The organism is Tsukamurella ocularis (assembly GCF_965138335.1).
Taxonomy (GTDB): Bacteria; Actinomycetota; Actinomycetes; order Mycobacteriales; family Mycobacteriaceae; genus Tsukamurella; species Tsukamurella ocularis_A.
The window spans coordinates 1-20,515 of record NZ_CBCSDV010000004.1 but is presented as its reverse complement, the minus strand read 5'-3'; the positions used below and the strand labels follow the sequence as shown (position 1 = coordinate 20,515).

Below are 20,515 nucleotides of genomic sequence, written 5' to 3'. Positions count from 1 at the left end.
TCGACTCAGGGCCGGCCGGCCACGGTGCAGATGCAGGCGTGATTGCCCTGCGCGTCCGCGAGCACCCAGAAGCTCGGCGCGTGCGCGTCCGAGACGAGGCGACCGCCCGCCGCGACCGCGGCGTCGATACGGCCGCGGGCCTCCCGCGGATCGACCCAGACGTCGAGGTGGAAGCGCTGCCGCGGCGCCTCGTGGGGTTCGGTGCGCTGGAACCACAGGATCGCGTCGGCCCCGTGGGCGCGGACCTCGAGGTCGCCGTCGTCGTCCTGCACCTCGGCGCCGAGCACCGCGGACCAGAACGGCGCGATCTCGGCGGCGTCGGCCGTGTCGAGGCCGAGCTCGACGACCGACGATTCGCCGGGGTGGGCGCCGACCTCCCGCTCGCGGGCGATCTCGGAGAACCGCGCGGCGAGCTTCCGGTCTCGGTCCGTGACACCGCCGGCGTCGTGGCTGTAGAGCAGCACGTCGACTGTGCCGTACCGCAGCGTGAGGTCCGGGTGGTGATTGGCGGCCTCGGCCTCGGCGGCGAACGCGGTGACCAGCTCGAGGCCGGCAGTGAAGTCGCGGGTGCGGAACCGGGTGTGCAGGCCGCGGACGAGCGGCGCCCAGTCGGGAGGGGTTTCGGTGTTCTCGCTCATGACTCCATGGTGCGCTCCGACACCGACGAGGTCGAGAGTTCCCATCATGTTCGGCTCTTGCGATACCATCGAACAGGAGTACGATGGAGGTATGGACGGATCCGGCGCGTTGGCGAACCTCCCGGAGGCCCTGGTGCCTGCGGGGTTGGCCGACGGTGCCGCGGGTTCCGGGGCGCTGGGGGCGGTGCTGCTGGAGCAGCGACGGTGCGAGAACGTCGCGTTCTGCCGGACGGTGTCGTCGGTGTATGCGCTGTTCCGGGATCGGTACGGGGAGCGGGAGTCGGCGTTCCTGTCGTCGGATCCGATCGGTGGTGCCGATTTCTACGCGGTGCGGCGGGAGCTGTCGCTGGCCTACGAGGCGGTGAAGGCGGAGATCTCGGTGGCGCTACGGATCGGGCCGTCGGCGACGGAGACGGTGATCGAACAGGCGGTGGGTTTCGTCGAACGCCTGCCGCGGGTGTTTCGGGCTGATCGGGCGGAACGTGCTCTCCCCGCGGGGCGGGATGGAGGCACTCAGTCGCGCGCGGGCGTTGACCGGTGGGCAGGCGATCGAGTTCGACGAGCGGCTGGGGGAACTGCTCACCGCGGATCCGCTGGCGTTGGTGTCGGTGCCGGCGCTGCGGGAGGCGGCGGATCATCTGGTGTACGAGATCGATCCGGTGGCGGCGGAGCGTCGGCGGCGGATGGCGGAGGAGGATCGTCGGGTGACCTTCCGTCCGGCGGAGGACGGGATGGCCGCGGCGTACGCGCTGCTGACCGCGCACGAGGGCCTCGAGCTCGGGGTGCGGGTCGATGAGATCGCCGGCACGGTGTGCGAATCGGATCCGCGGACGGTGCCGCAGCGGCGGGCGGACGGGTTGATGATGCTGGCCCGCGGTTACGCGACGCTGGGGTGCTGGTGCGCGGTGCCGGGCTGTCCGTGGCGGGAGGCCCGCGCGGTCGGCGACGACACCGACGACGAGGGCGTGCGGGTGGTGATCCGGTACCGCACCCTGATCCAGGTGGTGGTCAACGAGAAGACCCTCACCGATCCGGGCGACGCGGATGCGGGGTTCCTGATCGGGCACGGCCCGGTCACCGCGCAGCACGCCCGCGACCTCGCCGCCCGCGGCGAAGCAGTGCTCCGTCCCTTCGGCGACGAACTCCCCGACACCGCCCAGCCCGCCGACCCGGAGCCCGCTGGGACGGAACACGCTGCGGCGGAACACGCTGCGGCGGAACACGCTAAAGCAGAGTCGAGCGCCACCGAGTCGAGCGCCACCGAGTGGAGCGTCCTCGACGAGGGCGATGCCGACAAGAGCGATGCCGACGAGGACGACGCCGCACCGCACGACGCCGATGTCATGCCGGTGCCGGTGCCGGTCGGTCGCGAACCCGCGGCCGGCCCTGCGCCCCGGCAACCGCGGTCGGCGTGGTTCCGCGCGACCGGTATCGACCTCGCCCACCGTGAGCCCGCCGGGATCCTGCTCGCCGCCCGCTGCTGCCACGCGGACCTCGCCGTGATCGACGGCCCCGAGTTCGTGTCGGACGACGCACCCCAGTCCAAGGAGGCCGCGCCCGCATCCGGATCCGAGGTGCATGATCCGGCGCCTCCATGTGAATCGGAAGTGCAGCGTACAGAACGTGATTCGAATGGGGAGGTCGGCGAACCCGCGATCGAGGTTCAGGGGACAGCTCTGCCCGCAGTCGACCAGAACCGCGCCACGCCAGCGGCCTCAGCCGCGTCAGCAGCTTCCATCACGCCAGCGGTTTCGTCGGCGCCCAGCGCGGTGAGCCCGCGGGCGCTGGTGATCGCGCAGGGCAGCAGCGGATACCGCTTCTCCGCCGACCTCACCCGCTACCTCGCACTCCTGTACCCGCGGTGCGTGTTCCCGCTCTGCACCCGCCCGGCCTCCCGCTGCCAACTCGACCACGCCCGCGAGTACGACCACCGCGACCCCACCCGCGGCGGCGCCACCACCGCCCGCAACGGCCAACCCCTCTGCGTGCCGCACCACCAGCTCAAGACCGCCGGCCTGTGGACCGACGCCCACCTCCCCGACGGCCGCATCCTCTGGATCGGCCCCACCGGCGAACGCATCATCGTCGACCCCACCCGCACCATCCTCGGCCTGTTCCCCGACCTCACCCGCATCACCTGGACCACACCCGCGGTCACGGTGCAACGGAAGGTGCCCGCACCCCGCGGACCCACCCGCCTGCAGAAGGAACACGACCGGCGCGAACGACTCCGCGCCGCGCATCTCGACGCCCTCACCCGGGAACGCGACGAACGCGAGCACGCCAGCCCCGTCGAACACCACCTCGACACCGTCCTCGCCGGACGCGACCCGGCGCACCACCCACCACCGGACGAACCCCCGCCCTTCTGACCGGCCGCCTCACCGGCCACGCAGTGGACGGAGTCAGCGCGCGGGGAGCGCGGCGATCTCGGTGACCGCCCGCACGACGGCCTGCGGCTCGTCGAGGGAGACGAAGGTGCGGGCACCGTCGACCTCGGTGAACCGGGTACCACCCGGCCGGTCGTCCCCGAAGGCGGCGGCGAGCCGCCGGCCCAACGCGGGTGTGAAGCAGCGATCGGCCGTGCCCCAGACCAGGGTCACCGGGCCGGGGAAGTCGCGCATCGTCGGTGAGACCCGGGCGAGGTCGGACGGATCGATCCCGGCCAGCAGCGCCGCGAGGTCGGCGCGGATCTTGGCGGCCACTTGCGTCGGCCGCACCCAGGATGAGGTCACGCCCGGGTCGGGATCGGTGACGAGCAGCCCGAAGCCGACCGGCGAGTGCCGCAGCGCCGTCGAGCCCAACATCGCCATCATCGGGCGGACCAGCGCGCGACGGCTCAGCAGCGCGAAGAACGTCGCGAAGGGCTGCGGCGGGAAGACCTCGAAGGCATCGCAATCGGTGAGCACCACCCGGCCGATCAGCTCGGGCCGCTCGTGCAGGAGGAACTGGCAGATCGCGCCGCCGGTGTCGTTGCCGACCAGTGTGCAGCCCTGCAGGCCCTGGTCCTCGATGAAGTCGGCGACCATCCGGGCGACGCCACGCGGACCGTCGGCGACGGCGTCCGGGCAGGCGATGCGGTGCGAGCCCAGCGGCCACGTGACCGACCAGCAACGGTGTCCGGCGGCGCCGAGCGCGCCCGCGACGCGGTCCCACAGCTGCAGGTCGACGACGGCGCCGTGCACGAACAGCACGGGCGGACGGTCGGAGGTCTCGGGGCCGTAGACGTGGAAGTCGACGGTGCCGGTGGGGAGCGAGGCGAGGCTCATGCGGGGACTCCTGACGGTGCGGGCGCGGCGCCGGTGGCTTCTCGGTCGGCCCCGGTCTCGCGCAGGTAGAGGTACAGGGGGAGCGAGAGCGACAGCCCGACGAGGCAGGTCGCGGGGAGCACGAGCCACCAGCGCCGGACGCCGACCCGCTGCGCGTCCGTCGCCGACCAGACGAGGAAGACGACGATCGACAGCAGCACGTCGGCGGTGAAGCCCGCGGCTGCCCCGTTGGGGAAGAGGCTCGTCAGGAACAGGGGGAGGTCGAGGCCCTCGGCGGCGAAGAAGCCGCCGAAGAAGGCCCACGGCACCACGGTGCCGATCACCATCATGACCAGGTAGAACCACCGCATGGTGCACCGTCCGGGGAGTCGGGGGCTAAGGTCGGAGCGTAGTTACGAACACTCGGTATGAAAGTTACGTGCAACCTGTATGGAAGTCAATGGTGAGGAACGGACCGGCCGTCGCACACAGGCGGAGCGCACCGCCGCGACCCGCGCCGCCCTGATCGCTGCGGCGCGGAGACTGTTCGCCGACCACGGCTACGCCGGCGTCGGCACCCAGGCGATCGTCGAGGCGGCGGGCGTGACCCGCGGCGCGCTTTACCACCAGTTCGGCGATAAGCGCGGCCTGTTCGAGGCCGTCTTCGACGCGGTGGAAGAGGAGAGCATCGGGGCCGCCGGACGGGCCGCCGTGGCGGCAGCGGAGGATCTCGGGCCGGTCGACACCATGCTCGTCGCCGTCGACACCTTCATGGCCGCCATCGCGGACCCCGGGGTCACGCGGATCACCATGATCGACGCCCCCGCGGTGCTCGGCTGGGACGGTTGGCGCGCCCGCGGGGAGAAGTACGGGCTGGCAGTGATCGAGGCGCTGCTCGCGGCGGCGATGGAGCAGGGGCACATCGCCGCGGAGCCGACCCGGCCGCTCGCGCATGCGCTGCTCGGCATGCTCGACGAATCCGCCCTGTACATCACCCGCGCCGACGATTCCGACGCCGCGCTGGCCGAGATGCGCGCCGTCATCGCGCGCGTCGTGCGCGGCCTGATGCTCCCGCAGTGAGGCCCTCGCGGATTCGGGGCCTGGGACGCCGAGGCGGTAACCTGCAGGTATGTACGTGCTCGCCCTGGACACCGCCACGCCGGCGCTCACGGTGGGGATCGTCGACTCCGACACCGGCGCCGTGCTCGCCCGCCGCGACCGCACGCACGCACGCGGCCACGCCGAGGTGCTCGTGCCCTACCTGCTGGAGTGCCTCGCCGAGGCGGGACTGCGCCGCGAGGACCTGGGCGCGGTCATCGTCGGCTGCGGCCCCGGCCCGTTCACCGGGCTGCGGGTCGGCATGGCCACCGGCGCCGCCTTCGGCGACGCGCTGGGGATCGAGGTGCACGGCGTGTGCAGCCTCGACGCCATCGCCGCCGACGCCCTGACGCGCGGCGAGTCCGGCGATGTGCTCGTGGTGACCGACGCCCGCCGCAAGGAGGTCTACTGGGCCCGGTACGTCGACGGGGTGCGCACCGCGGGCCCCGGCGTGATCAAGCCCGCCGAGCTGGAGACCGACGGCGCGCGCGTCGTCGAGGGTGCGCCCACCCCGTCGAGCCTCGTGGCGGTCGGCCGGCACCTGCTCGGCACCGCGCCGCAGCCGCTCGTGCCGCTGTACCTGCGCCGCCCCGATGCCGTCGAAATGGCATCGCGTGCCTGACATCCCGATCGGACCGCTGCGTCCCGACGAGGCGGAGCGCTGCGCCGAACTCGAGACCGTCCTCTTCGCCGGCGACAGCCCCTGGCCCGCCTCGGCGTTCGTGCCCGAGCGGCACACGCGCTTCTTCGCCGCCCGCGACGAGAACGCGGACGGCAGGCTCGTCGGCTACGCCGGAATAGGCCTGCTGGGCAATACCTTCTTCCCCGAGTCCGAGGTCCTCACCATCGGCGTCGATCCCGAGTACCAGGGCAGGGGAGTGGGCTACGCGCTGTTGCGCACCCTCCTCGACGAGGCCGACCGGCACGGCGGCGCCGTCTTCCTCGAGGTACGCACCGACAACGACGCTGCCCGGACCCTGTACGAGCGCAACGGATTCGCCACCGTCGGGGTGCGGAAGAACTACTACCGGCCGTCCGGGGCGGACGCGTACACGATGAAGCGGGAAGCGCAGGGACAGCGATGATCGTCATGGGTGTCGAGAGCTCGTGCGACGAGACCGGGGTCGGCATCGTCGACTGGGATCCGGAGTCGAAGACGGCGCGACTGCTCGCCGACGAGGTCGCCTCGTCGCAGGACGAGCACGCCCGCTACGGCGGCGTCGTGCCCGAGGTCGCCTCGCGCGCGCACCTCGAGGCCATCGTCCCGACGATGCGCCGCGCCCTCGCCGCGGCCGGCGTCGACCGGCCCGACGCGCTCGCGGTCACCATCGGCCCCGGCCTCGCCGGCGCCCTGCTCGTGGGCGTCGCGGCCGCGAAAGCCTATGCGGCGGCGTGGGACGTGCCCTTCTACGGCCTCAACCACCTCGGCGGGCATGTCGCCGTCGACACCCTCGAGCACGGCCCCATGCCGCCCTGCGTCGCGCTGCTGGTCTCCGGCGGGCACACGCATCTGCTGCACGTGACCGACCTGGGCGCCCCGATCACCGAGCTCGGCACCACCGTGGACGACGCTGCGGGTGAGGCCTTCGACAAGGTGGCCCGCCTGCTCGGCCTCGGCTACCCCGGCGGGCCCGTCATCGACGAGCTCGCGCGCCAGGGGGACCCGCGGGCGATCCGCTTCCCGCGCGCCATGACCCGGCAGCAGGACGCGCGGCACGACTTCTCCTTCAGCGGGCTCAAGACGGCCGTCGCCCGGCACGTCGAGGCGGAGAACGCCGCGGGCCGCGCGCTCAACGTGCCCGACATCGCCGCCTCGTTCCAGGAGGCCGTCGCGGACGTGTTGACCTTCAAGGCGATCCGCGCCGCGCAGGACGTCGGCGTCGAGACGATGGTGCTCGGCGGCGGCGCCACCGCCAACTCCCGCATCCGCTCGCTGGCGCAGGAGCGCTGCGACGCCGCGGGCATCGAACTGCGCGTGCCCAAGCCGCGGCTGTGCACCGACAACGGCGTCATGATCGCGGCGCTCGGTGCGCACGTCATCGACGCCGATCCCACGCCCACGGACCTCGGTGCCGCGACCGACCCGGGCCTCTCGGTCACCCTGACCAAGCTCTGAGGCTCAGGGCTCCCCGGCGCGGGCGGCCAGGGCCGCGTTCAACGCGGTGAGACCGGAGATCAGCGCTTCGCGATCGCTCTCCTCGAGGTCGGCCATGATCGAGCCGATGCCACGCAGCTTGACGTCGCGGTCGCGCTGGAAGGCCGCCCTCCCCGCCGCGGTCGCGCGGATGCGTTTCGGGCCGGAGACGGCACCGTCGGCCTCGAGCAGTCCGTGCTCGATGGCCTTGTTGACCTGCCGGTTCACGGTGGACTGCTCGAGTTCGAGCTCGTGCGCGATCTCCTTGAGCGTGCTCGGCCCGGCGTAGTCGAGGAGCAGGAGCACGAGGTAGGCGGAGCGGTCGAGGTGCAGTTCCATCGACCGCGGGCGCGCCCGCATGTGCCGCCCGAGGGCGTTGATCTCCCGCTCGAGGCGGCGCGCCGCGTCGTCCATGCTTCCTCCCTCGAGGATCGATCCGCCGATTCTGTCAGGCCGGCGGAATGTCCGTGTTGCACGGTGCGGACACGAGGCATATGGTTGCACAGTTCAACGATATGTATGTTACACACATTCAGTCGTTCTCCCACGTAGAGAGGTGGTCCTCGTGACCAGCACCGTTACCGGGCAGGGCGCGCTCGCATCGAGCGGCTCCCGCCGGAACCACCCGCTCGTGACCGTGATCATCCTGTGCTTCGGCGGCATGGTCGCAGCGCTCATGCAGTCGCTCGTGATCCCGATCCAGCCCGAGCTGCCGCAGCTGCTCAACACCTCGACGGCGAACGCCTCGTGGGTCATCACGGCCACGCTGCTCGCCGCCGCGGTCGCCATGCCCATCGGCGGCCGCCTCGCCGACATGATCGGCAAGCGCCGCGTCCTCATCCTGAGCGCTGCGCTGCTCGTCGCGGGCTCGCTCGCCGCCGCGCTGTCCACCGGGCTCCTGCTCATGCTCGTCGGCCGCGTGCTGCAGGGCCTGGCCATGGCCTTCATCCCCGTCGGCATCTCGATGATGCGCGAGGTCACGCCCCCGGCGATGACCGCGACGGCCGTCGCCGCCATGAGCGCGACCCTCGGCGTCGGCGGCGCCATCGGCCTGCCGCTGTCGGCGTGGATCGCGCAGACCTACGACTGGCACATGCTCTTCTGGGTCTCGACGGTGCTCGCCGGGCTCATCCTCGCCGCCGTCCTGTTCGTCCTGCCCGACGGTGCCCCCGGCGTCGGCGGCCGCATCGACGTGATCGGCTCGATCGGCCTCGCCGTCGGACTGGTCGCCACCCTGGTCGCGGTCTCCAAGGGCAACGACTGGGGCTGGACCTCCGGCACCACCCTCGGCCTGCTCGTCGGCGGCCTGATCGTGCTGCTCGCGTGGGGCGCCTACGAAATGCGGCACGACGATCCGCTCGTCGACCTGCGGACCTCCGCGCGGCCGCGCGTGCTCATCACGAACATCGCGACCGTGACCATCGGCTTCGGCATGATGGCGATGATGCTCTGTGTCCCGCAGATCATGGAGTACCCCACCGCCACCGGCTTCGGCCTGGGCAAGAGCATGCTCGAGGCGGGCCTGTGGATGATGCCCGGCGGCATCATGATGATGATCTTCGCGCCGGTCTCCAGCATCCTCATCACGAAGGTCGGCCCCGCCGTGACCCTCGCCATCGGCGCCTTCGTCGTGGCCGGCGGCTACGTGCTCGCCTACTTCCTCATGGACGCCGCCTGGAAGCTCTCGCTCGCGTCGATCGTCGGCACCGTCGGCGTCGCGATCGCCTACGCGGCCATGCCGACGATCATCATGTCGTCGGTGCCGCAGAACGAGACCGGCGCCGCCATCGGCCTCAACGCGCTGATGCGCTCGCTGGGCACCACGATCTGTTCCGCCGTCGCCGCCGCGATCATCTCCGCGAAGTCGGTCACCATGGCGGGCCACGTGATCCCGACGCAGGGCGCCTTCGAGACGATCTTCGTGGTCGCCGCCGTCGCCGCGCTGCTCGCCGGCGTCATCGCGCTGCTGATTCCCAAGCCGCAGGTGGAGCAGGCCGAGAGCGTTGCGCAGGAGGAGGTTCCGGCCGCGGCGAAGTAGACCTCCGGACGGACGGTCGGGCCGGGCGGCGGCTCACTCCTCGCCGCAGAGGTACTCCCGCATCTCGCACTCGGCCGACTCGGCGCGCAGGACCGCGCGCTGGGTCGNCCGCGCCGCGTCGTAGCGCGCGCGGCCGCTGTCGGTGATGGCGGTGAACACCGACCGGCGGTCGCTCTCGCACATGCTGCGGGTCGCGAGGCCGTCCTTCTCGAGGCGCGCCACCAGGCGCGAGAGGGCGGACTGGGAGAGGTGCACGTGCTCGGCCAGGTCGGCCATCCGCACCTTCTCGCCACCGTCGAGCGCACCCGATCGGGCCCGCTCCAGCTGCTCCAGCACCTCGAACTCGGACGAGGTGAGTTGGTGCGCCGAGAGCGCACGGTCGAGGGCGCAGGTCATGCGGGAGTAGTCGCGCATGAGCCGGTGCCACTGCTCGGCCAGCGCGTCATCCGCGGGGGTGCAGGTACTCGCGTCGACCGGAACGACGTCGCCTTTGACGCTCATGCCCGCAGTCTACACCGGACCGACGCAAAATATTCCTACGCATTAAATGTAGACACATTTAATGCGCACGCATAGAGTCTGCGGAGTGACCACGACACACGAACCCCCGACAGCACCGTCGACCCCGAACCCCGGGCCGGAAGAGCTCCACGTCACCACCGCGTCCGGGTGGACGTCCCGCACCTGGCTGCTCCTGCTCGTCCTCTGCGGCGCCCTGTTCCTCGACGCCCTCGACATCTCGATGGTGGGTGTGGCACTGCCCTCCATCAAATCCGCGCTCGGCATGGAACCGTCTGCGCTGCAATGGATCGTCTCGGGCTACGTGCTCGGCTACGGCGGCCTGCTGCTTCTCGGCGGCCGGGCGGCCGACCTGATCGGCCGGCGCCCGGTCTTCCTCGGCGCGGTCCTCGTCTTCGGCGTCGCCTCCGTCGCCACCGCCTTCATCGACCTGCCCGCCGCGCTGATCGCGCTGCGCTTCGTCAAGGGCGTGGCCGCGGCGTTCACCGTTCCCGCGGGCCTGTCGATCATCACCACGACCTTCGCCGAGGGGCCCGCGCGCAACAAGGCCTTCTCCATCTACACGGTGGCCGGCGCCTCCGGCTTCTCGATGGGGCTCGTCTTCGGCGGCCTCCTCACGGAGGTCTCCTACCGGCTGACCCTGCTGTTCCCCGGCCCGGTCGCGCTCGCGCTCGTCGTGCTGGGCTGGAAGGTGATCCCGCGCACCGCACCGTCGGAGACCTTCGCGTTCAAGCGCTTCGACGTGGCCGGGGCCGTCACCTCGACCGGCGCTCTGCTGATCCTCGTCTACACGGTGGTCCAGGCGCCCCACCTCGGCTGGACCTCGCCGACGGTGCTGACCCTGTTCGCCGTGTCCGCCCTGCTCGCGGTGGCCTTCGTGGTCATCGAGGCCAAGCACCGGCACCCGCTGGTCCGGCTGGGCATCCTGCGCTCCGTCCGGCTGGTGCACGCCAACCTCGCCGGCTTCGTCATGTTCGGCGGCTATGCGGCGTTCCAGTTCCTGGTCACGCTGTACGTGCAGGACTCGTTGGGCTGGAGCCCCGTCGCCATGTCGCTGGCCTTCCTGCCCGCCGGCCTGCTCGTGGTGGCCTCGGCCACCAAGATCGACGCCGTCCTCGACCGGGTGAACAGCACCGTCCTCGTCGCGGTCGGCCTCACCGCCTTCCTCGGCGCATACGTCTGGTTCCTCCGGGCGGAGGCGGGCGCCAGCTACTGGCTGTTCCTGTTCCCGACGATCCTGCTGCTCGGCGTGGGCTTCGCCCTCACCTTCCCCGCCGTCAACTCGCAGGCCACCGAGGGCGTGGACGACGACGAGCAGGGTCTCGCCTCCGGGCTGCTCAACACCTTCATCCAGGTGGGCGGCGCCGTGATGATGGCGGTCGTCACCGCGATCACCACCAGCGCGGGCAGCGAGGCCCTGCCGGGACAGCTGCTGCCCGGCATGATCACCGCCATCGCGGTGGTCGTCGGGCTCACCCTCGTCGGCCTCGCGGGCACGGTGACGGTCCTCGCCCTGGCCCGCCCGGGCCGGTCCGACGGTGCCGCGCCCGCCGCGGACCTCGACGAGGCACCCGCCGAGGTGGGAAGTACCGCCACCCACTGAGTAGTCCTACGCTGCCGCGCCGCGTTCCGGCGCGGCAGCGTAAGGGCATGCCTCAGAACGCCCCGCAGACGGACGCCCGGCTCGCCCGGCTGTCCACCGAACTCGCCATCACCGTCCAGCGGCTGCAGTGGATGCAGGCGGAGCTCGCCGCCGTGCAGCGGCCCGCCGCCGTCCCCGTCCTCATCACCCAGGCGCAGCGGCCCGTGCCCGCGGCTCGCCGGCGCGGGCGTGCTGGTCACGCTGATCGGCGTCGCGCTGCTCCTCGTCCTCGCCGCGCAGGCGGGCCTGCTCGGCCCCGCCGTCCCCGTCGGCCTCGNCGCCGNGCTCGCCGCCGGCCTCCTCGGCGCCGCGCTGTGGCTGCACCGCCGGCCCGGCGGCCGCATCGGTTCCACCGCGCTCGCCGCCACCGGTGTCGCCGCGGCCTACCTCGACACCGTCGCGGTCACCGGGATCTACGAGTGGGTGCCGCCGGTCGTCGGCCTCACGCTCTCGGGCCTCATCGCCCTCGGCGGCCTCGCGCTGGCGATGCGCTGGCGCAGCCAGTGGCTCGGGGTCGCGCTCTACGCCCCGGTGTACCTGCTGGCGCCGCCGCTCGCCGACGACGCCTACCTGCTCGCCGGGTTCACGCTCATCCTCGCGATCGCCTCGATCGGCGTCTCCCGGCCCGCCGCCTGGCCGTGGCTGCACGTGGTCCGCTCGACCGGCACGTCGCTCACCCTCGCGGTGCTCGCGCTCGCCGCCGGGCCGTCCGACGCCCTGCCGATCCTCGGCGCGACCGTGCTCGGCGCCGTCGTCGGCCTGCTCGCCGCCGCCGACCCGCAGGCCCGCGCCGGCCGGTCCTGGGCCCTGGTCTCCGCCGGGATCGTCTCGTCGGCGCCCGTGCTGCTCGCGCTGATCGGCGCGCCCGACTGGGCCGCGGCCTTCGGCGCCCTGGCCCTGGTCGCCGCGACGGTCGCGCTCGGCCTGATGCCCGGCACCGCGCCCGCCGTCCGCGGCGTGTGGTTCGGCGTCGCCGCCTTCGCCGCGCTCATCGGCGCCCTCGTCGCCACCCCGTCCGCGTCGCTGCCGGCGGTCGTCCTCGCGCTCGGCATCGGCGCACTGGNCGCGGCCGGCCGCGAACCGTCGGCCTGCTGGGCCGGGGCGGCCCTCGGCGGCGTCGGCCTCGCGGCCGCGCTCGAGCGGTACGGCCCGACGGTGACCCTGCTCGACGACGCCGCGCGGCGCGGCGCGGGTACCGCCCCCGCCCTCGCGACCGCGGCCCTCGCGCTGGTCCTCGCCGTCGTCGCGGCGTGGCGCCTGGTGCCGCGGGTGCCCGCGGATTCCCGGAACCTCGTCGGCGCCGCCTGCGGCGTCGCCGCCCTCGGCGCGGCCACCGCGCTGTTCGCGAACCTCGGCTGGGCGCTCGGGGGTGCGGAGGGCGCCCGCTGGGGCCACGGCATCGCGACCGTCGCCTGGATCGCGGCCGGCGCGTACCTGCTGCTGCAACGCCGCCACGCCTGGGGCACCGCCGGGACCGTCGCGGGCCTCGCGCTCATCGGCGGCGCCGTCGCGAAGCTCTTCCTCTTCGACCTCGCCGCCCTCGACGGGGCCGTGCGGGTGATCGCCTTCCTGCTGGTCGGTGTCACCCTCCTCGGAGTCGGCGCCGCCTATGCGGCCCGGTCGGAGCGCCCGAGGCGGGCCGCCTGACGGGATCGGACGATTCCTGCGACGGCGTCCGCCAGCCCGACGGTCGCGTACGCGCCGGTGATCGCCACCATCAGGCGGCCGGCGCGGCGCGACTCGGCGTCGTCCGCGGCCGCGAACCGGGCGAGCCCGTTGGCGGTGTCGACCACGTCGATGAGCAGGCCGAGGCGGCGCCACCGGGCCCGCGTCGCGACGTCACCGGTGACGTAGCCGAGCCCGATCGCGAGGGCCCGCACCCCGAACACGCCGATCAGGTAGTCGGTGTGCGGCGCGCCGAGCGACGGGGCGCCCGCGAGCCGCAGGTTGGTCCGGGGAGCGAGCACGGCGGCGGCGCCCCAGGCGATGCGGCCCGCGGCCATCGCGGTGAACGCGGGGGAGAGGGGGTCGGAGGTGGTGATCGTGGTCGTCATGGTGCGGAGTCTTCCGCTGCGGCGCAGGGGCGTCGATTACCTTCGAGGTAAAGCGGGCGCCTACCGCGCGGGCTACCGTCGGTGGCGTGACGTGCGGCGAGTTGATCCGGGACTGGCGCGTGCGGCGGCGCCGGACGCAGCTCGACCTCGCGCTGGCGGTGGGCGTCTCGGCGCGCCATCTGAGCTTCGTGGAGACCGGCCGCGCGCGACCGAGCCGGCGCCTCGTCGCCGCGCTGGGGGAGCACCTCGACATGCCGCTCGCCGCCCGCAACGAGGCCCTGCTGGCCGCCGGGTTCGCTCCCGCCTACACCGCGCACGGACTCGACGACGCGCCGATGCGTCCGGTGCGCGCGGCGCTCGAGACCGTCCTCGCCGCTCACGCCCCGTACCCCGCCCTCGTCCTCGGTGCTGGATTCGACCTGGTGACCGCCAACGCCGGGGCCGCGCTGTTCGTCACGGGCGTCGATGCGGCGCTGCTCGCCGCCCCGCTCAACGTCCTGCGGCTGACGCTGCATCCCGACGGCCTCGCGCCGCGGCTGCTCAACCACGCGCAGGTGCGGGATTCCGTGCTCGCCCGGGTGCGCCGCTCGTACGAGCGCACCGCGGACCCGCGACTCGGCGAGCTGTACCGCGAGCTGAACGACTACCCGGCGCCTACGGACACCGTCGACCCTGATCCCGCGCCGGGCGTCTTCGTCCCCTTCCGGATGCGGGACGACGACGGGGCCGAGCTCGCCTTCGTCAGCACCCTCACCACCTTCGGCGGCCCGCACGACGTGATCCTCGAGAGCCTCGTGCTCGAGGCCTTCTACCCGATCGACGACGCGACCCGCCGCCGGCTCGACCGCGCCGCGGGTCGGCGGGACACGCGGATCGAGGAGGTCCTGGAGCGGGCGCCGCATCTCACGGGATACCTGTCCCTCGTGTGATTCACATCACGTTTACCGATCGCCGTGCGTAGGGTGACGCCATGCAGACCTGGGCCGAGATCACTGCGGACGTTCAGCGGAACTGGCTCATCTACCTGTCCATGCCGGTCATCGCTGCCCTCATCGGCTACGGGACCAAGGTCGTGGCCATCCGGATGATGTTCCGGCCGCATCAGTTCAAAGGCATCGGCAAGCTCGGGTGGCAGGGCATCATCCCGAAGCGGGCGCCGCAGATGGTCGAGGTGCTCTGCGACACCCTCACCGACCGGCTGGTCTCGGCGTCGGACATCCTCGAGAAGGTCGACGCGGACGAGTTGGGCGACCGGATGGAGCGGCAGCTGCGGCGCGAGGTCGCGCGGATCGTGCCGGTCGTCGCCGCGGAGTACCAGCCCGCCCTGTGGAACCTGCTCCCCACGGCGGCGCGCGACCTGGTGATCCAGCGCGCGCAGGTGATCGCGCGCGACCTGGTGCCGAAGCTGGTCGTGGCGATCCGGGAGAACATCGACGAGGTCTTCGATCTCAAGGAGATGGTCACGCGCGAGGTGCTGGCCGACCCCGACGTGCTGGAGAAGATGTTCCTCGACGTCGGGCGGCGCGAGTTCGCGTTCATCCGCAACAGCGGCCTCGTCTTCGGCTTCTTCATCGGTCTCCTGCAGGCGGCGTGCTGGGCGGTCTTCCGCAATCCCTGGATCATGCCGCTGTTCGGCCTGTTCACCGGCTGGTTCACGGACTGGGCGGCGCTGCGGCTGATCTTCAATCCCAAGGAGCCGAAGAAGTACCTCGGTTTCATCCCGTGGCAGGGCCTGTTCCAGAAGCACCGCATCCCGGTCTCGGAGGAGTACGGCGCGCTGATCGCCACCCGCGTGCTCACCGCGGAGCGGCTGGTGCGCTCGCTGTTCACCGGTCCGCAGCGCGATCAACTGGTGACGGTCGTGGCCGCGGTGCTGCGGGAGGCCATGGAGGACGAGATGCCGAGCGTCGAGAAGGCGCTGCGCAGCAACGCGCAGAGCTTCGGCCTCGACAGGATGGGCGTCGGGCCGCTCACGGCCGGGAACCTCGTCGGCGTGGTCGCCGATGCCGTGGGGATGGTCGGCGGCGCCGTCGGCGGGCAGGTCGGGAAGGTCGCGGGCGGCCTGGACATGACGCAGATCGGCCCGATGTCGCGGGCGGGCGCGGAGGACTTCGTCGCGTCGATGCCGGTGATGCTCGCGGACGCGAACGACTACCTCGACACCAAGCTCGACATCCGCACGACGATGGTGCAGAAGATGGCGGCGATGACCCCCGACGAGTTCGAGGGCGTGCTGCGCCCCGCCTTCCAAGCGGACGAGAAGACGCTCATCATGGTGGGCGCGATCCTCGGCTTCCTCGTCGGTGAGCTGCAGGTTCTGATGGTGGAGCACCTCACGCACTGAGTTGTCGGAAGACCGCCCTTGAGTGCTAGCACTCCCATCGGTAGAGTGCTAAGTGGTTCGTGTGTGCGGGGACATCCGCGCATACAAGGTGACGCCGGCACCCGCGACGACGGCTGTGACTTTCGGGCCACCCAACATGAGACGAAGATTTTCCACACATGGAGGCGAACTGTGGCGAGCGTGAACATCAAGCCGCTTGACGACAAGATCCTGGTCAAGGCCACCGAGGCCGAGACCACCACCGCGTCGGGCCTGGTCATCCCGGACACCGCCAAGGAGAAGCCGCAGACCGGCACCGTCGTCGCCGTGGGCGAGGGCCGCGTGACCGAGCAGGGCAACCGGGTTCCCACCGGCATCAACGAGGGCGACACCGTGCTGTTCAGCAAGTACGGCGGCACCGAGTTCAACTACAACGGCGAGGAGTACCTCGTGCTCTCCGCGCGCGACGTCCTGGCCGTCATCGGCAAGTAACGGCGCACACGTGCGAATTCCGGACCGCCCGGCCCCTGGGAAACCGCCGGGGACGGGCGGTCCGGCCGTTTCAGCAGAGCTTGAGGAGCTTTGAAATATGGCTAAGCAAATCGCATTCGACGAGTCGGCGCGCCGCAGCCTGGAGGCCGGTGTCGACGAACTCGCCGACGCCGTCAAGGTCACCCTCGGCCCCCGCGGCCGCCACGTGGTGCTCGCGAAGGCCTTCGGCGGCCCCGTCGTCACCAACGACGGTGTGACCATCGCCAAGGAGATCGAGCTGGAGGACCCGGTCGAGAACCTGGGCGCCCAGCTGGTGAAGTCGGTCGCGACCAAGACCAACGACATCGCCGGCGACGGCACCACGACCGCCACCGTGCTCGCGCAGGCGATCGTCAAGGAGGGCCTGCGCAACGTCGCGGCCGGCGCCAACCCGATGGAGTTCGGCAAGGGCATCGGCGCGGCCGCGGACAAGGCCTCCGAGATCCTGATCTCGCAGGCCACTCCGGTCGACGGCGAGAAGGCGATCGCGCAGGTCGCGACCGTCAGCTCGCGCGACGCCGAGCTCGGTGAGATGATCGGCGCCGCGATGGGCAAGGTCGGCGCCGACGGCGTCGTCACCGTCGAGGAGAGCTCGGGCGTGGAGACCGACGTGGTCGTCACCGAGGGCGTGCAGTTCGACAAGGGCTACATCTCCCCGAACTTCGTCACGGATCTCGAGGAGCGCAAGGTCGTCTTCGACGACGCCCTGGTGCTGCTGGTCCGCGACAAGATCACGTCGCTGCCCGACTTCCTGCCGCTGCTCGAGAAGATCGTCGAGACCGGCAAGCCGGTGCTCATCGTCGCCGAGGACGTCGAGGGCGAGCCCCTGTCGACCCTGGTGCTCAACACCCTGCGCAAGACCATCCGCGCCGTCGCCGTGAAGGCGCCGTTCTTCGGTGATCGCCGCAAGGCCTTCCTCGAGGACCTCGCCATCGTGACCGGCGGCACCGTCATCAACACCGACCTGGGCCTCTCGCTGGCCACGGCCGGCATCGACCTGCTGGGCAGCGCCCGCCGCGTCGAGGTGACCAAGGACGCCACCACCATCGTCGACGGTGCCGGCTCCTCCGAGGACGTCAAGCAGCGCGCGGCGCAGATCAAGGCCGAGATCGAGAACAGCGACTCCGACTGGGATCGCGAGAAGCTCTCCGAGCGCCTCGCGAAGCTGGCCGGCGGCGTGGCCGTGATCCGCGTGGGCGCGCACACCGAGACCGAGCTCAAGGAGCGCAAGCATCGCGTCGAGGACGCCGTCTCCGCCGCGCGCGCCGCGGTCGAGGAGGGCATCGTCTCCGGCGGCGGCACCGCACTGGTCAAGGTCAGCGCGCAGCTCGCCGACCTCGAGGACGGCGCCGAGGGCGACTTCAAGCTGGGCGTGCGCGCGTTCCGTCGCGCGCTGACCGCCCCGCTGTTCTGGATCGCCACCAACGCGGGCGAGGACGGCGCGGTCATCGTCAACGAGGTCACCGAGACCGGCAAGGGCTTCAACGCCGCCACGCTGGCCTTCGGCGACCTGATCGCCGACGGCGTCATCGACCCGGTGAAGGTCACCCGCAGCGCCGTGGTGAACGCCGCGTCCGTGGCGCGGATGATCCTCACCACCGAGGCCACCGTCGTCGACAAGCCGGCCGAGGAGGCCGAGGACGCGCACGCGGGACACTCCCACTAGGAGACCCCGGCTCGACCGAAACGGAGCGCCCCCGACCGCGAGGTCGGGGGCGCTCCGGCGTTCCGGGGGAGTGCGGCTCAGCCCGCGATGCGGCTCGTCTTGACCCGCGACTTCGCGGTGAGGGCGGCGCGCTCCGACTCCGAGAGGCCGCCCCAGATGCCGTAGGGCTCGGCCACGGTGATCGCGTGCGCGCGGCACTGGACGAGAACGGGGCAGGTGCGGCACAGCTCCTTGGCGCGCCGCTCGCGCTGGGCGCGGGCGCGGCCGCGCTCACCGTCGGGATGGAAGAAGACCGAGCTGTCGACCCCGCGACACACGCCATGCATCTGCCAGTCCCAGAAGTCCGAGTTGGGACCGGGGAGCTCGTTGGGTTGAGGCATGCGCATTCTCCAGACACTCGGCGTTCTCGCGGGCGTGGAAACGTCGTTGTTCCTCTCGCGCACTCACCGTAGGCAGTTCGCTAGACGAAGGTCAACCCGTTCCCGGGTATCCGGGGGGTGATTCGATCAGCGTGAGAATTAACGTCGTGTTCATTCATCGGATCGGAGTGCAGCTGTGGAATTACGGCCGCGAAGCGCGTGTCATGGGGCGGGTTTCTGCAGGTAGTGCTACTGTTTTGAATTATCGTACGGTGTAACGCGGGCGTGCCCGGACCCCGTTGAGGGACCGGAATCCTCTAACACGACGTTAACGTCGTCGCCCGTCAAGAGCGCCGCCGATCCATTGTCGGGCTGCAAATTCTGGAAGGTTAAATCTTTGGAAACTGGACACTCGGGCGCCCCCTCGGCGGTGCTCCTCGCCGCCGCGTTCGGTGCGGACTGCGGTCCCGTCGGGCCCGCCGACGGGCCGCAGGGGCGGGCGTGGCTCCGGGCCGTGGCGCTCGCGGGCGCCGGACGGTTCGCCGCGGCGCGGTCCCTGACCGCCGGGGTGGCCGACGGCCCCTTCGCCTCCGCCGCGCGGTGCCTCGAGGCGTCCATGCTGCGGCAGTCCGGCCGGCACCGCGCCGCCGCCGTCCCCGACGGTGCCGCCCTCGCCGCCGCGGTGGGCACGGATGGGCAACCGGCGTACGGGCTGGTTGTGGCATCGACGATCGATGCGACGGTGGGATTGGCGGCGGACGCGCTCGGGACCGGGCGGTACGCGCTGAGTGCGCGCCTCCTCGCCCGCGCCGACGAGCACCTCGCGGCGTACGACGCCGAAGCAGCCGCGCGGGCCGGGGGAGCGAGCGCTCCGCCGGTGCCGCCGCCGTGGTGGACGGTGCCCCGCGCGCGCCTGCGCCGGGACTGGGTCGCCGCCGAGTTCGCCGTCTACTCCGGGGACGCGGAGGGAACGGGGGTCGCCGTCGAGGCCCTGCTCACGGCCGATCCGGGGCCGGGCCGGCCGCGTCACCACGCGAAGACGCTCCTCATCGCGGGCGCCGCCGCGATGGCCTCGGGGGAGGCCGGCCGGGCCCGCGAACTCGTCGAGCGCGCGTACCAGGTCGCCACGGAGTCGGCACTGAATCCTCTAAGGTGGGCCGGTGCGAAAATGATGAGCGGCACGTCAGGACAGGAGCGGGGGGCGGCTGCGGCGCGGATCGCCGCTGTTCTGGAGGAGGAATGGATTCGTGATGGCGCGGATCTGGCAGGGGTGTAACGGCGGAATGCAGGCTGGCGATGAATCTGACAGGTGAGGAGCTCGACCGGGCCGTGCGCGAGGCAGCGCGCGGCGACAGGTCTGCGCTCGCAGATGTTCTCGACACCATCCGACCCCTCGTCGTGCGGTACTGCCGTGCGCGGGTCGGGGGCGGCGAGCGTCACTCGCTGTCGGCTGAGGATCTCACGCAGGAGGTGTGCATGGCTGTGATGACGGCGCTGCCCCGTTACGAGGACCAGGGGCGTCCGTTCATGGCGTTCGTGTACGGCATCGCTGCGCACAAGGTCGCGGACGGCTTCCGGAACGCCTCGCGTAACAAATCCGACCCCGTGGGCGAGATTCCAGAGAGAGCGTCGCTGGAAGGCGGGCCCGAGAGCCACGCGCTCGCCACCGAGGCGAGCCGTGACATGGCCCGACTGCTGAGCACGCTCCCCGAGAAGCAGCGCGAGATCCTGATCCTCCGCGTGGTCGTCGGCCTGTCGGCCGAGGAGACCGCGGAGGCCGTGGGCGGCACCGCCGGTGCCGTCCGCGTGGCTCAGCACCGCGCGCTGACCAAGCTGAAGAACCAGATCGCGAAAGAAGGTGAGAACTGACATGGCCGACGACAACGACGAGCGGGGCGAGAACCGCGGGCGCTTCGACCCGCACGACCCCGAGCGCACGGCCGCTCACCGTCTTGGTCCGCCGATCCGCCCGATGCGGCCCGGCGCTCCCCGTGACCTGGGCAGCGACGACACCGGTTTCATCGACCGGGTCACCGACGACGGTGCTCCGGTCGACGTCGCCGCAGTCCGCCGCGACGACGACCTGATCGAGGCGCTCGCCGCGGGCGGCGCCGTCACCACCGCGGATCAGACCGAGTTCGCGCTCGCGTCGCTGCTCGCGGACTGGCGCGACGAGATCGTCACCACACCGGTCCCGGCCGGCCCGTCGGTGGACGAGTTGGTCGCCGCCTCGGGGGCTGGGCGCCGCACGCGGGGCTTCCGCCC

21 protein-coding genes and 2 pseudogenes are annotated in these 20,515 nt (G+C 71.9%); 16 read left to right on the top strand and 7 right to left on the bottom strand.

Going from position 1 to position 20,515, the window contains the following annotated elements; genetic code table 11:
* Positions 1–5: 5 nt before the first annotated feature.
* A complete protein-coding gene (locus tag ACNAYW_RS05530; protein ID WP_415848752.1) occupies positions 6–638 on the bottom strand; it encodes a VOC family protein in 633 nt (210 codons plus the stop codon).
* Between the two features lie 503 nt (positions 639–1,141).
* On the opposite strand from ACNAYW_RS05530, the gene ACNAYW_RS05525 reads away from it, so the two are divergent.
* On the top strand, positions 1,142–3,010 hold the full coding sequence (locus ACNAYW_RS05525) for an HNH endonuclease signature motif containing protein (RefSeq protein WP_415848751.1): 1,869 nt from the start codon (positions 1,142–1,144) through the stop codon (positions 3,008–3,010).
* 33 nt (positions 3,011–3,043) lie between these two features.
* Here the strand turns inward: ACNAYW_RS05525 and ACNAYW_RS05520 are convergent, their stop codons facing one another.
* Complete coding sequence (locus ACNAYW_RS05520; protein WP_415848750.1) at positions 3,044–3,907, bottom strand: alpha/beta fold hydrolase; 864 nt, start codon at positions 3,905–3,907, stop codon at positions 3,044–3,046.
* On the bottom strand, positions 3,904–4,257 hold the full coding sequence (locus tag ACNAYW_RS05515; RefSeq protein ID WP_415848749.1) for a DUF2834 domain-containing protein: 354 nt from the start codon (positions 4,255–4,257) through the stop codon (positions 3,904–3,906). The genes ACNAYW_RS05520 and ACNAYW_RS05515 overlap by 4 nt, the downstream gene beginning before the upstream one ends.
* 79 nt (positions 4,258–4,336) lie before the next feature.
* On the opposite strand from ACNAYW_RS05515, the gene ACNAYW_RS05510 reads away from it, so the two are divergent.
* From ACNAYW_RS05510 to tsaD, 4 genes are read left to right on the top strand one after another with little or no spacing between them, the layout of a single operon-like run.
* Positions 4,337–4,966, top strand: a complete 630-nt coding sequence (locus ACNAYW_RS05510; RefSeq protein WP_415848748.1) for a TetR/AcrR family transcriptional regulator — start codon at positions 4,337–4,339, stop codon at positions 4,964–4,966.
* Between the two features lie 49 nt (positions 4,967–5,015).
* The gene (gene tsaB, locus ACNAYW_RS05505; RefSeq protein ID WP_415848747.1) at positions 5,016–5,606 is read left to right on the top strand and encodes a tRNA (adenosine(37)-N6)-threonylcarbamoyltransferase complex dimerization subunit type 1 TsaB; all 591 of its coding nucleotides are present in this window, start codon (positions 5,016–5,018) and stop codon (positions 5,604–5,606) included.
* Complete coding sequence (rimI, locus tag ACNAYW_RS05500; RefSeq protein WP_415848746.1) at positions 5,578–6,069, top strand: ribosomal protein S18-alanine N-acetyltransferase; 492 nt, start codon at positions 5,578–5,580, stop codon at positions 6,067–6,069. The genes tsaB and rimI overlap by 29 nt, the downstream gene beginning before the upstream one ends.
* The gene (gene tsaD, locus ACNAYW_RS05495; RefSeq protein ID WP_415848745.1) at positions 6,066–7,100 is read left to right on the top strand and encodes a tRNA (adenosine(37)-N6)-threonylcarbamoyltransferase complex transferase subunit TsaD; all 1,035 of its coding nucleotides are present in this window, start codon (positions 6,066–6,068) and stop codon (positions 7,098–7,100) included. The genes rimI and tsaD overlap by 4 nt, the downstream gene beginning before the upstream one ends.
* A gap of 3 nt (positions 7,101–7,103) precedes the next feature.
* On the opposite strand, the gene ACNAYW_RS05490 is transcribed toward tsaD, so the two are convergent.
* Positions 7,104–7,532, bottom strand: coding sequence for a MarR family winged helix-turn-helix transcriptional regulator (locus ACNAYW_RS05490; protein ID WP_415848744.1), 429 nt, complete (start codon positions 7,530–7,532; stop codon positions 7,104–7,106).
* A 151-nt stretch (positions 7,533–7,683) separates the two neighbouring features.
* On the opposite strand from ACNAYW_RS05490, the gene ACNAYW_RS05485 reads away from it, so the two are divergent.
* Positions 7,684–9,156 carry an MFS transporter gene (locus ACNAYW_RS05485; protein ID WP_415848743.1) on the top strand — a complete coding sequence of 491 codons (1,473 nt, stop codon included), beginning with the start codon at positions 7,684–7,686 and terminating at the stop codon, positions 9,154–9,156.
* Positions 9,157–9,264: 108 nt separating this feature from the next.
* Here the strand turns inward: ACNAYW_RS05485 and ACNAYW_RS05480 are convergent.
* A partial coding sequence (locus tag ACNAYW_RS05480; protein WP_415848742.1) for a MarR family winged helix-turn-helix transcriptional regulator occupies positions 9,265–9,657 on the bottom strand: 393 nt, incomplete at its 3' end.
* Positions 9,658–9,718: 61 nt separating this feature from the next.
* Between ACNAYW_RS05480 and ACNAYW_RS05475 the strand changes: the two genes are divergently transcribed.
* From ACNAYW_RS05475 to ACNAYW_RS05465, 3 genes and pseudogenes are all read left to right on the top strand, one after another.
* The gene (locus tag ACNAYW_RS05475; protein ID WP_415848741.1) at positions 9,719–11,278 is read left to right on the top strand and encodes an MFS transporter; all 1,560 of its coding nucleotides are present in this window, start codon (positions 9,719–9,721) and stop codon (positions 11,276–11,278) included.
* Positions 11,279–11,506: 228 nt separating this feature from the next.
* A pseudogene (locus ACNAYW_RS05470) lies at positions 11,507–11,594 on the top strand (hypothetical protein); the annotation flags it as partial.
* Between the two features lie 7 nt (positions 11,595–11,601).
* Positions 11,602–12,380 (top strand): annotated as a pseudogene (locus tag ACNAYW_RS05465) (DUF2339 domain-containing protein); the annotation flags it as partial.
* Between the two features lie 544 nt (positions 12,381–12,924).
* Here the strand turns inward: ACNAYW_RS05465 and ACNAYW_RS05460 are convergent.
* Positions 12,925–13,371 carry a hypothetical protein gene (locus ACNAYW_RS05460; RefSeq protein WP_415848740.1) on the bottom strand — a complete coding sequence of 149 codons (447 nt, stop codon included), beginning with the start codon at positions 13,369–13,371 and terminating at the stop codon, positions 12,925–12,927.
* A gap of 86 nt (positions 13,372–13,457) precedes the next feature.
* On the opposite strand from ACNAYW_RS05460, the gene ACNAYW_RS05455 reads away from it, so the two are divergent.
* The 4 genes from ACNAYW_RS05455 (at position 13,458) to groL (ending at position 17,891) form a co-directional block, all read left to right on the top strand.
* Complete coding sequence (locus ACNAYW_RS05455) at positions 13,458–14,300, top strand: MmyB family transcriptional regulator (protein ID WP_415848739.1); 843 nt, start codon at positions 13,458–13,460, stop codon at positions 14,298–14,300.
* A gap of 41 nt (positions 14,301–14,341) precedes the next feature.
* A complete protein-coding gene (locus tag ACNAYW_RS05450; RefSeq protein ID WP_415848738.1) occupies positions 14,342–15,715 on the top strand; it encodes a DUF445 domain-containing protein in 1,374 nt (457 codons plus the stop codon).
* A 171-nt stretch (positions 15,716–15,886) separates the two neighbouring features.
* Positions 15,887–16,186: a co-chaperone GroES gene (gene groES / locus ACNAYW_RS05445; protein ID WP_068522534.1), complete on the top strand. Its 300-nt coding sequence runs from the start codon at positions 15,887–15,889 to the stop codon at positions 16,184–16,186.
* A gap of 97 nt (positions 16,187–16,283) precedes the next feature.
* On the top strand, positions 16,284–17,891 hold the full coding sequence (gene groL / locus ACNAYW_RS05440; protein ID WP_415848737.1) for a chaperonin GroEL: 1,608 nt from the start codon (positions 16,284–16,286) through the stop codon (positions 17,889–17,891).
* Positions 17,892–17,968: 77 nt separating this feature from the next.
* Here groL and ACNAYW_RS05435 read toward each other — a convergent pair whose 3' ends face one another.
* Entirely contained in the window at positions 17,969–18,271 is a 303-nt protein-coding gene (locus tag ACNAYW_RS05435) for a WhiB family transcriptional regulator (RefSeq protein WP_415848736.1), read from the bottom strand.
* Between the two features lie 376 nt (positions 18,272–18,647).
* On the opposite strand from ACNAYW_RS05435, the gene ACNAYW_RS05430 reads away from it, so the two are divergent.
* From ACNAYW_RS05430 to ACNAYW_RS05420, 3 genes are all read left to right on the top strand, one after another.
* Entirely contained in the window at positions 18,648–19,526 is an 879-nt protein-coding gene (locus tag ACNAYW_RS05430; RefSeq protein WP_415848735.1) for a hypothetical protein, read from the top strand.
* Between the two features lie 20 nt (positions 19,527–19,546).
* Complete coding sequence (locus tag ACNAYW_RS05425) at positions 19,547–20,119, top strand: sigma-70 family RNA polymerase sigma factor (RefSeq protein WP_068741593.1); 573 nt, start codon at positions 19,547–19,549, stop codon at positions 20,117–20,119.
* Position 20,120: 1 nt separating this feature from the next.
* The coding region (locus tag ACNAYW_RS05420) for an anti-sigma-D factor RsdA (RefSeq protein WP_415848734.1) at positions 20,121–20,515 on the top strand (395 nt) is incomplete at its 3' end.

Bases quoted from the DNA above. Each gene is read 5' to 3' on its own strand.
- ACNAYW_RS05425 (WP_068741593.1), top strand. From the start codon at position 19,547: ATGAATCTGACAGGTGAGGAGCTCGACCGGGCCGTGCGCGAGGCAGCG.
- ACNAYW_RS05530 (WP_415848752.1), bottom strand. From the start codon at position 638: ATGAGCGAGAACACCGAAACCCCTCCCGACTGGGCGCCGCTCGTCCGC.
- ACNAYW_RS05515 (WP_415848749.1), bottom strand. From the start codon at position 4,257: ATGCGGTGGTTCTACCTGGTCATGATGGTGATCGGCACCGTGGTGCCG.
- ACNAYW_RS05525 (WP_415848751.1), top strand. From the start codon at position 1,142: ATGGAGGCACTCAGTCGCGCGCGGGCGTTGACCGGTGGGCAGGCGATC.
- tsaB (WP_415848747.1), top strand. From the start codon at position 5,016: ATGTACGTGCTCGCCCTGGACACCGCCACGCCGGCGCTCACGGTGGGG.
- ACNAYW_RS05435 (WP_415848736.1), bottom strand. From the start codon at position 18,271: ATGCCTCAACCCAACGAGCTCCCCGGTCCCAACTCGGACTTCTGGGAC.
- ACNAYW_RS05460 (WP_415848740.1), bottom strand. From the start codon at position 13,371: ATGACGACCACGATCACCACCTCCGACCCCCTCTCCCCCGCGTTCACC.
- ACNAYW_RS05490 (WP_415848744.1), bottom strand. From the start codon at position 7,532: ATGGACGACGCGGCGCGCCGCCTCGAGCGGGAGATCAACGCCCTCGGG.
- tsaD (WP_415848745.1), top strand. From the start codon at position 6,066: ATGATCGTCATGGGTGTCGAGAGCTCGTGCGACGAGACCGGGGTCGGC.
- rimI (WP_415848746.1), top strand. From the start codon at position 5,578: ATGCCGTCGAAATGGCATCGCGTGCCTGACATCCCGATCGGACCGCTG.
- groL (WP_415848737.1), top strand. From the start codon at position 16,284: ATGGCTAAGCAAATCGCATTCGACGAGTCGGCGCGCCGCAGCCTGGAG.
- ACNAYW_RS05475 (WP_415848741.1), top strand. From the start codon at position 9,719: ATGCGCACGCATAGAGTCTGCGGAGTGACCACGACACACGAACCCCCG.
- ACNAYW_RS05520 (WP_415848750.1), bottom strand. From the start codon at position 3,907: ATGAGCCTCGCCTCGCTCCCCACCGGCACCGTCGACTTCCACGTCTAC.
- ACNAYW_RS05450 (WP_415848738.1), top strand. From the start codon at position 14,342: ATGCAGACCTGGGCCGAGATCACTGCGGACGTTCAGCGGAACTGGCTC.
- ACNAYW_RS05510 (WP_415848748.1), top strand. From the start codon at position 4,337: ATGGAAGTCAATGGTGAGGAACGGACCGGCCGTCGCACACAGGCGGAG.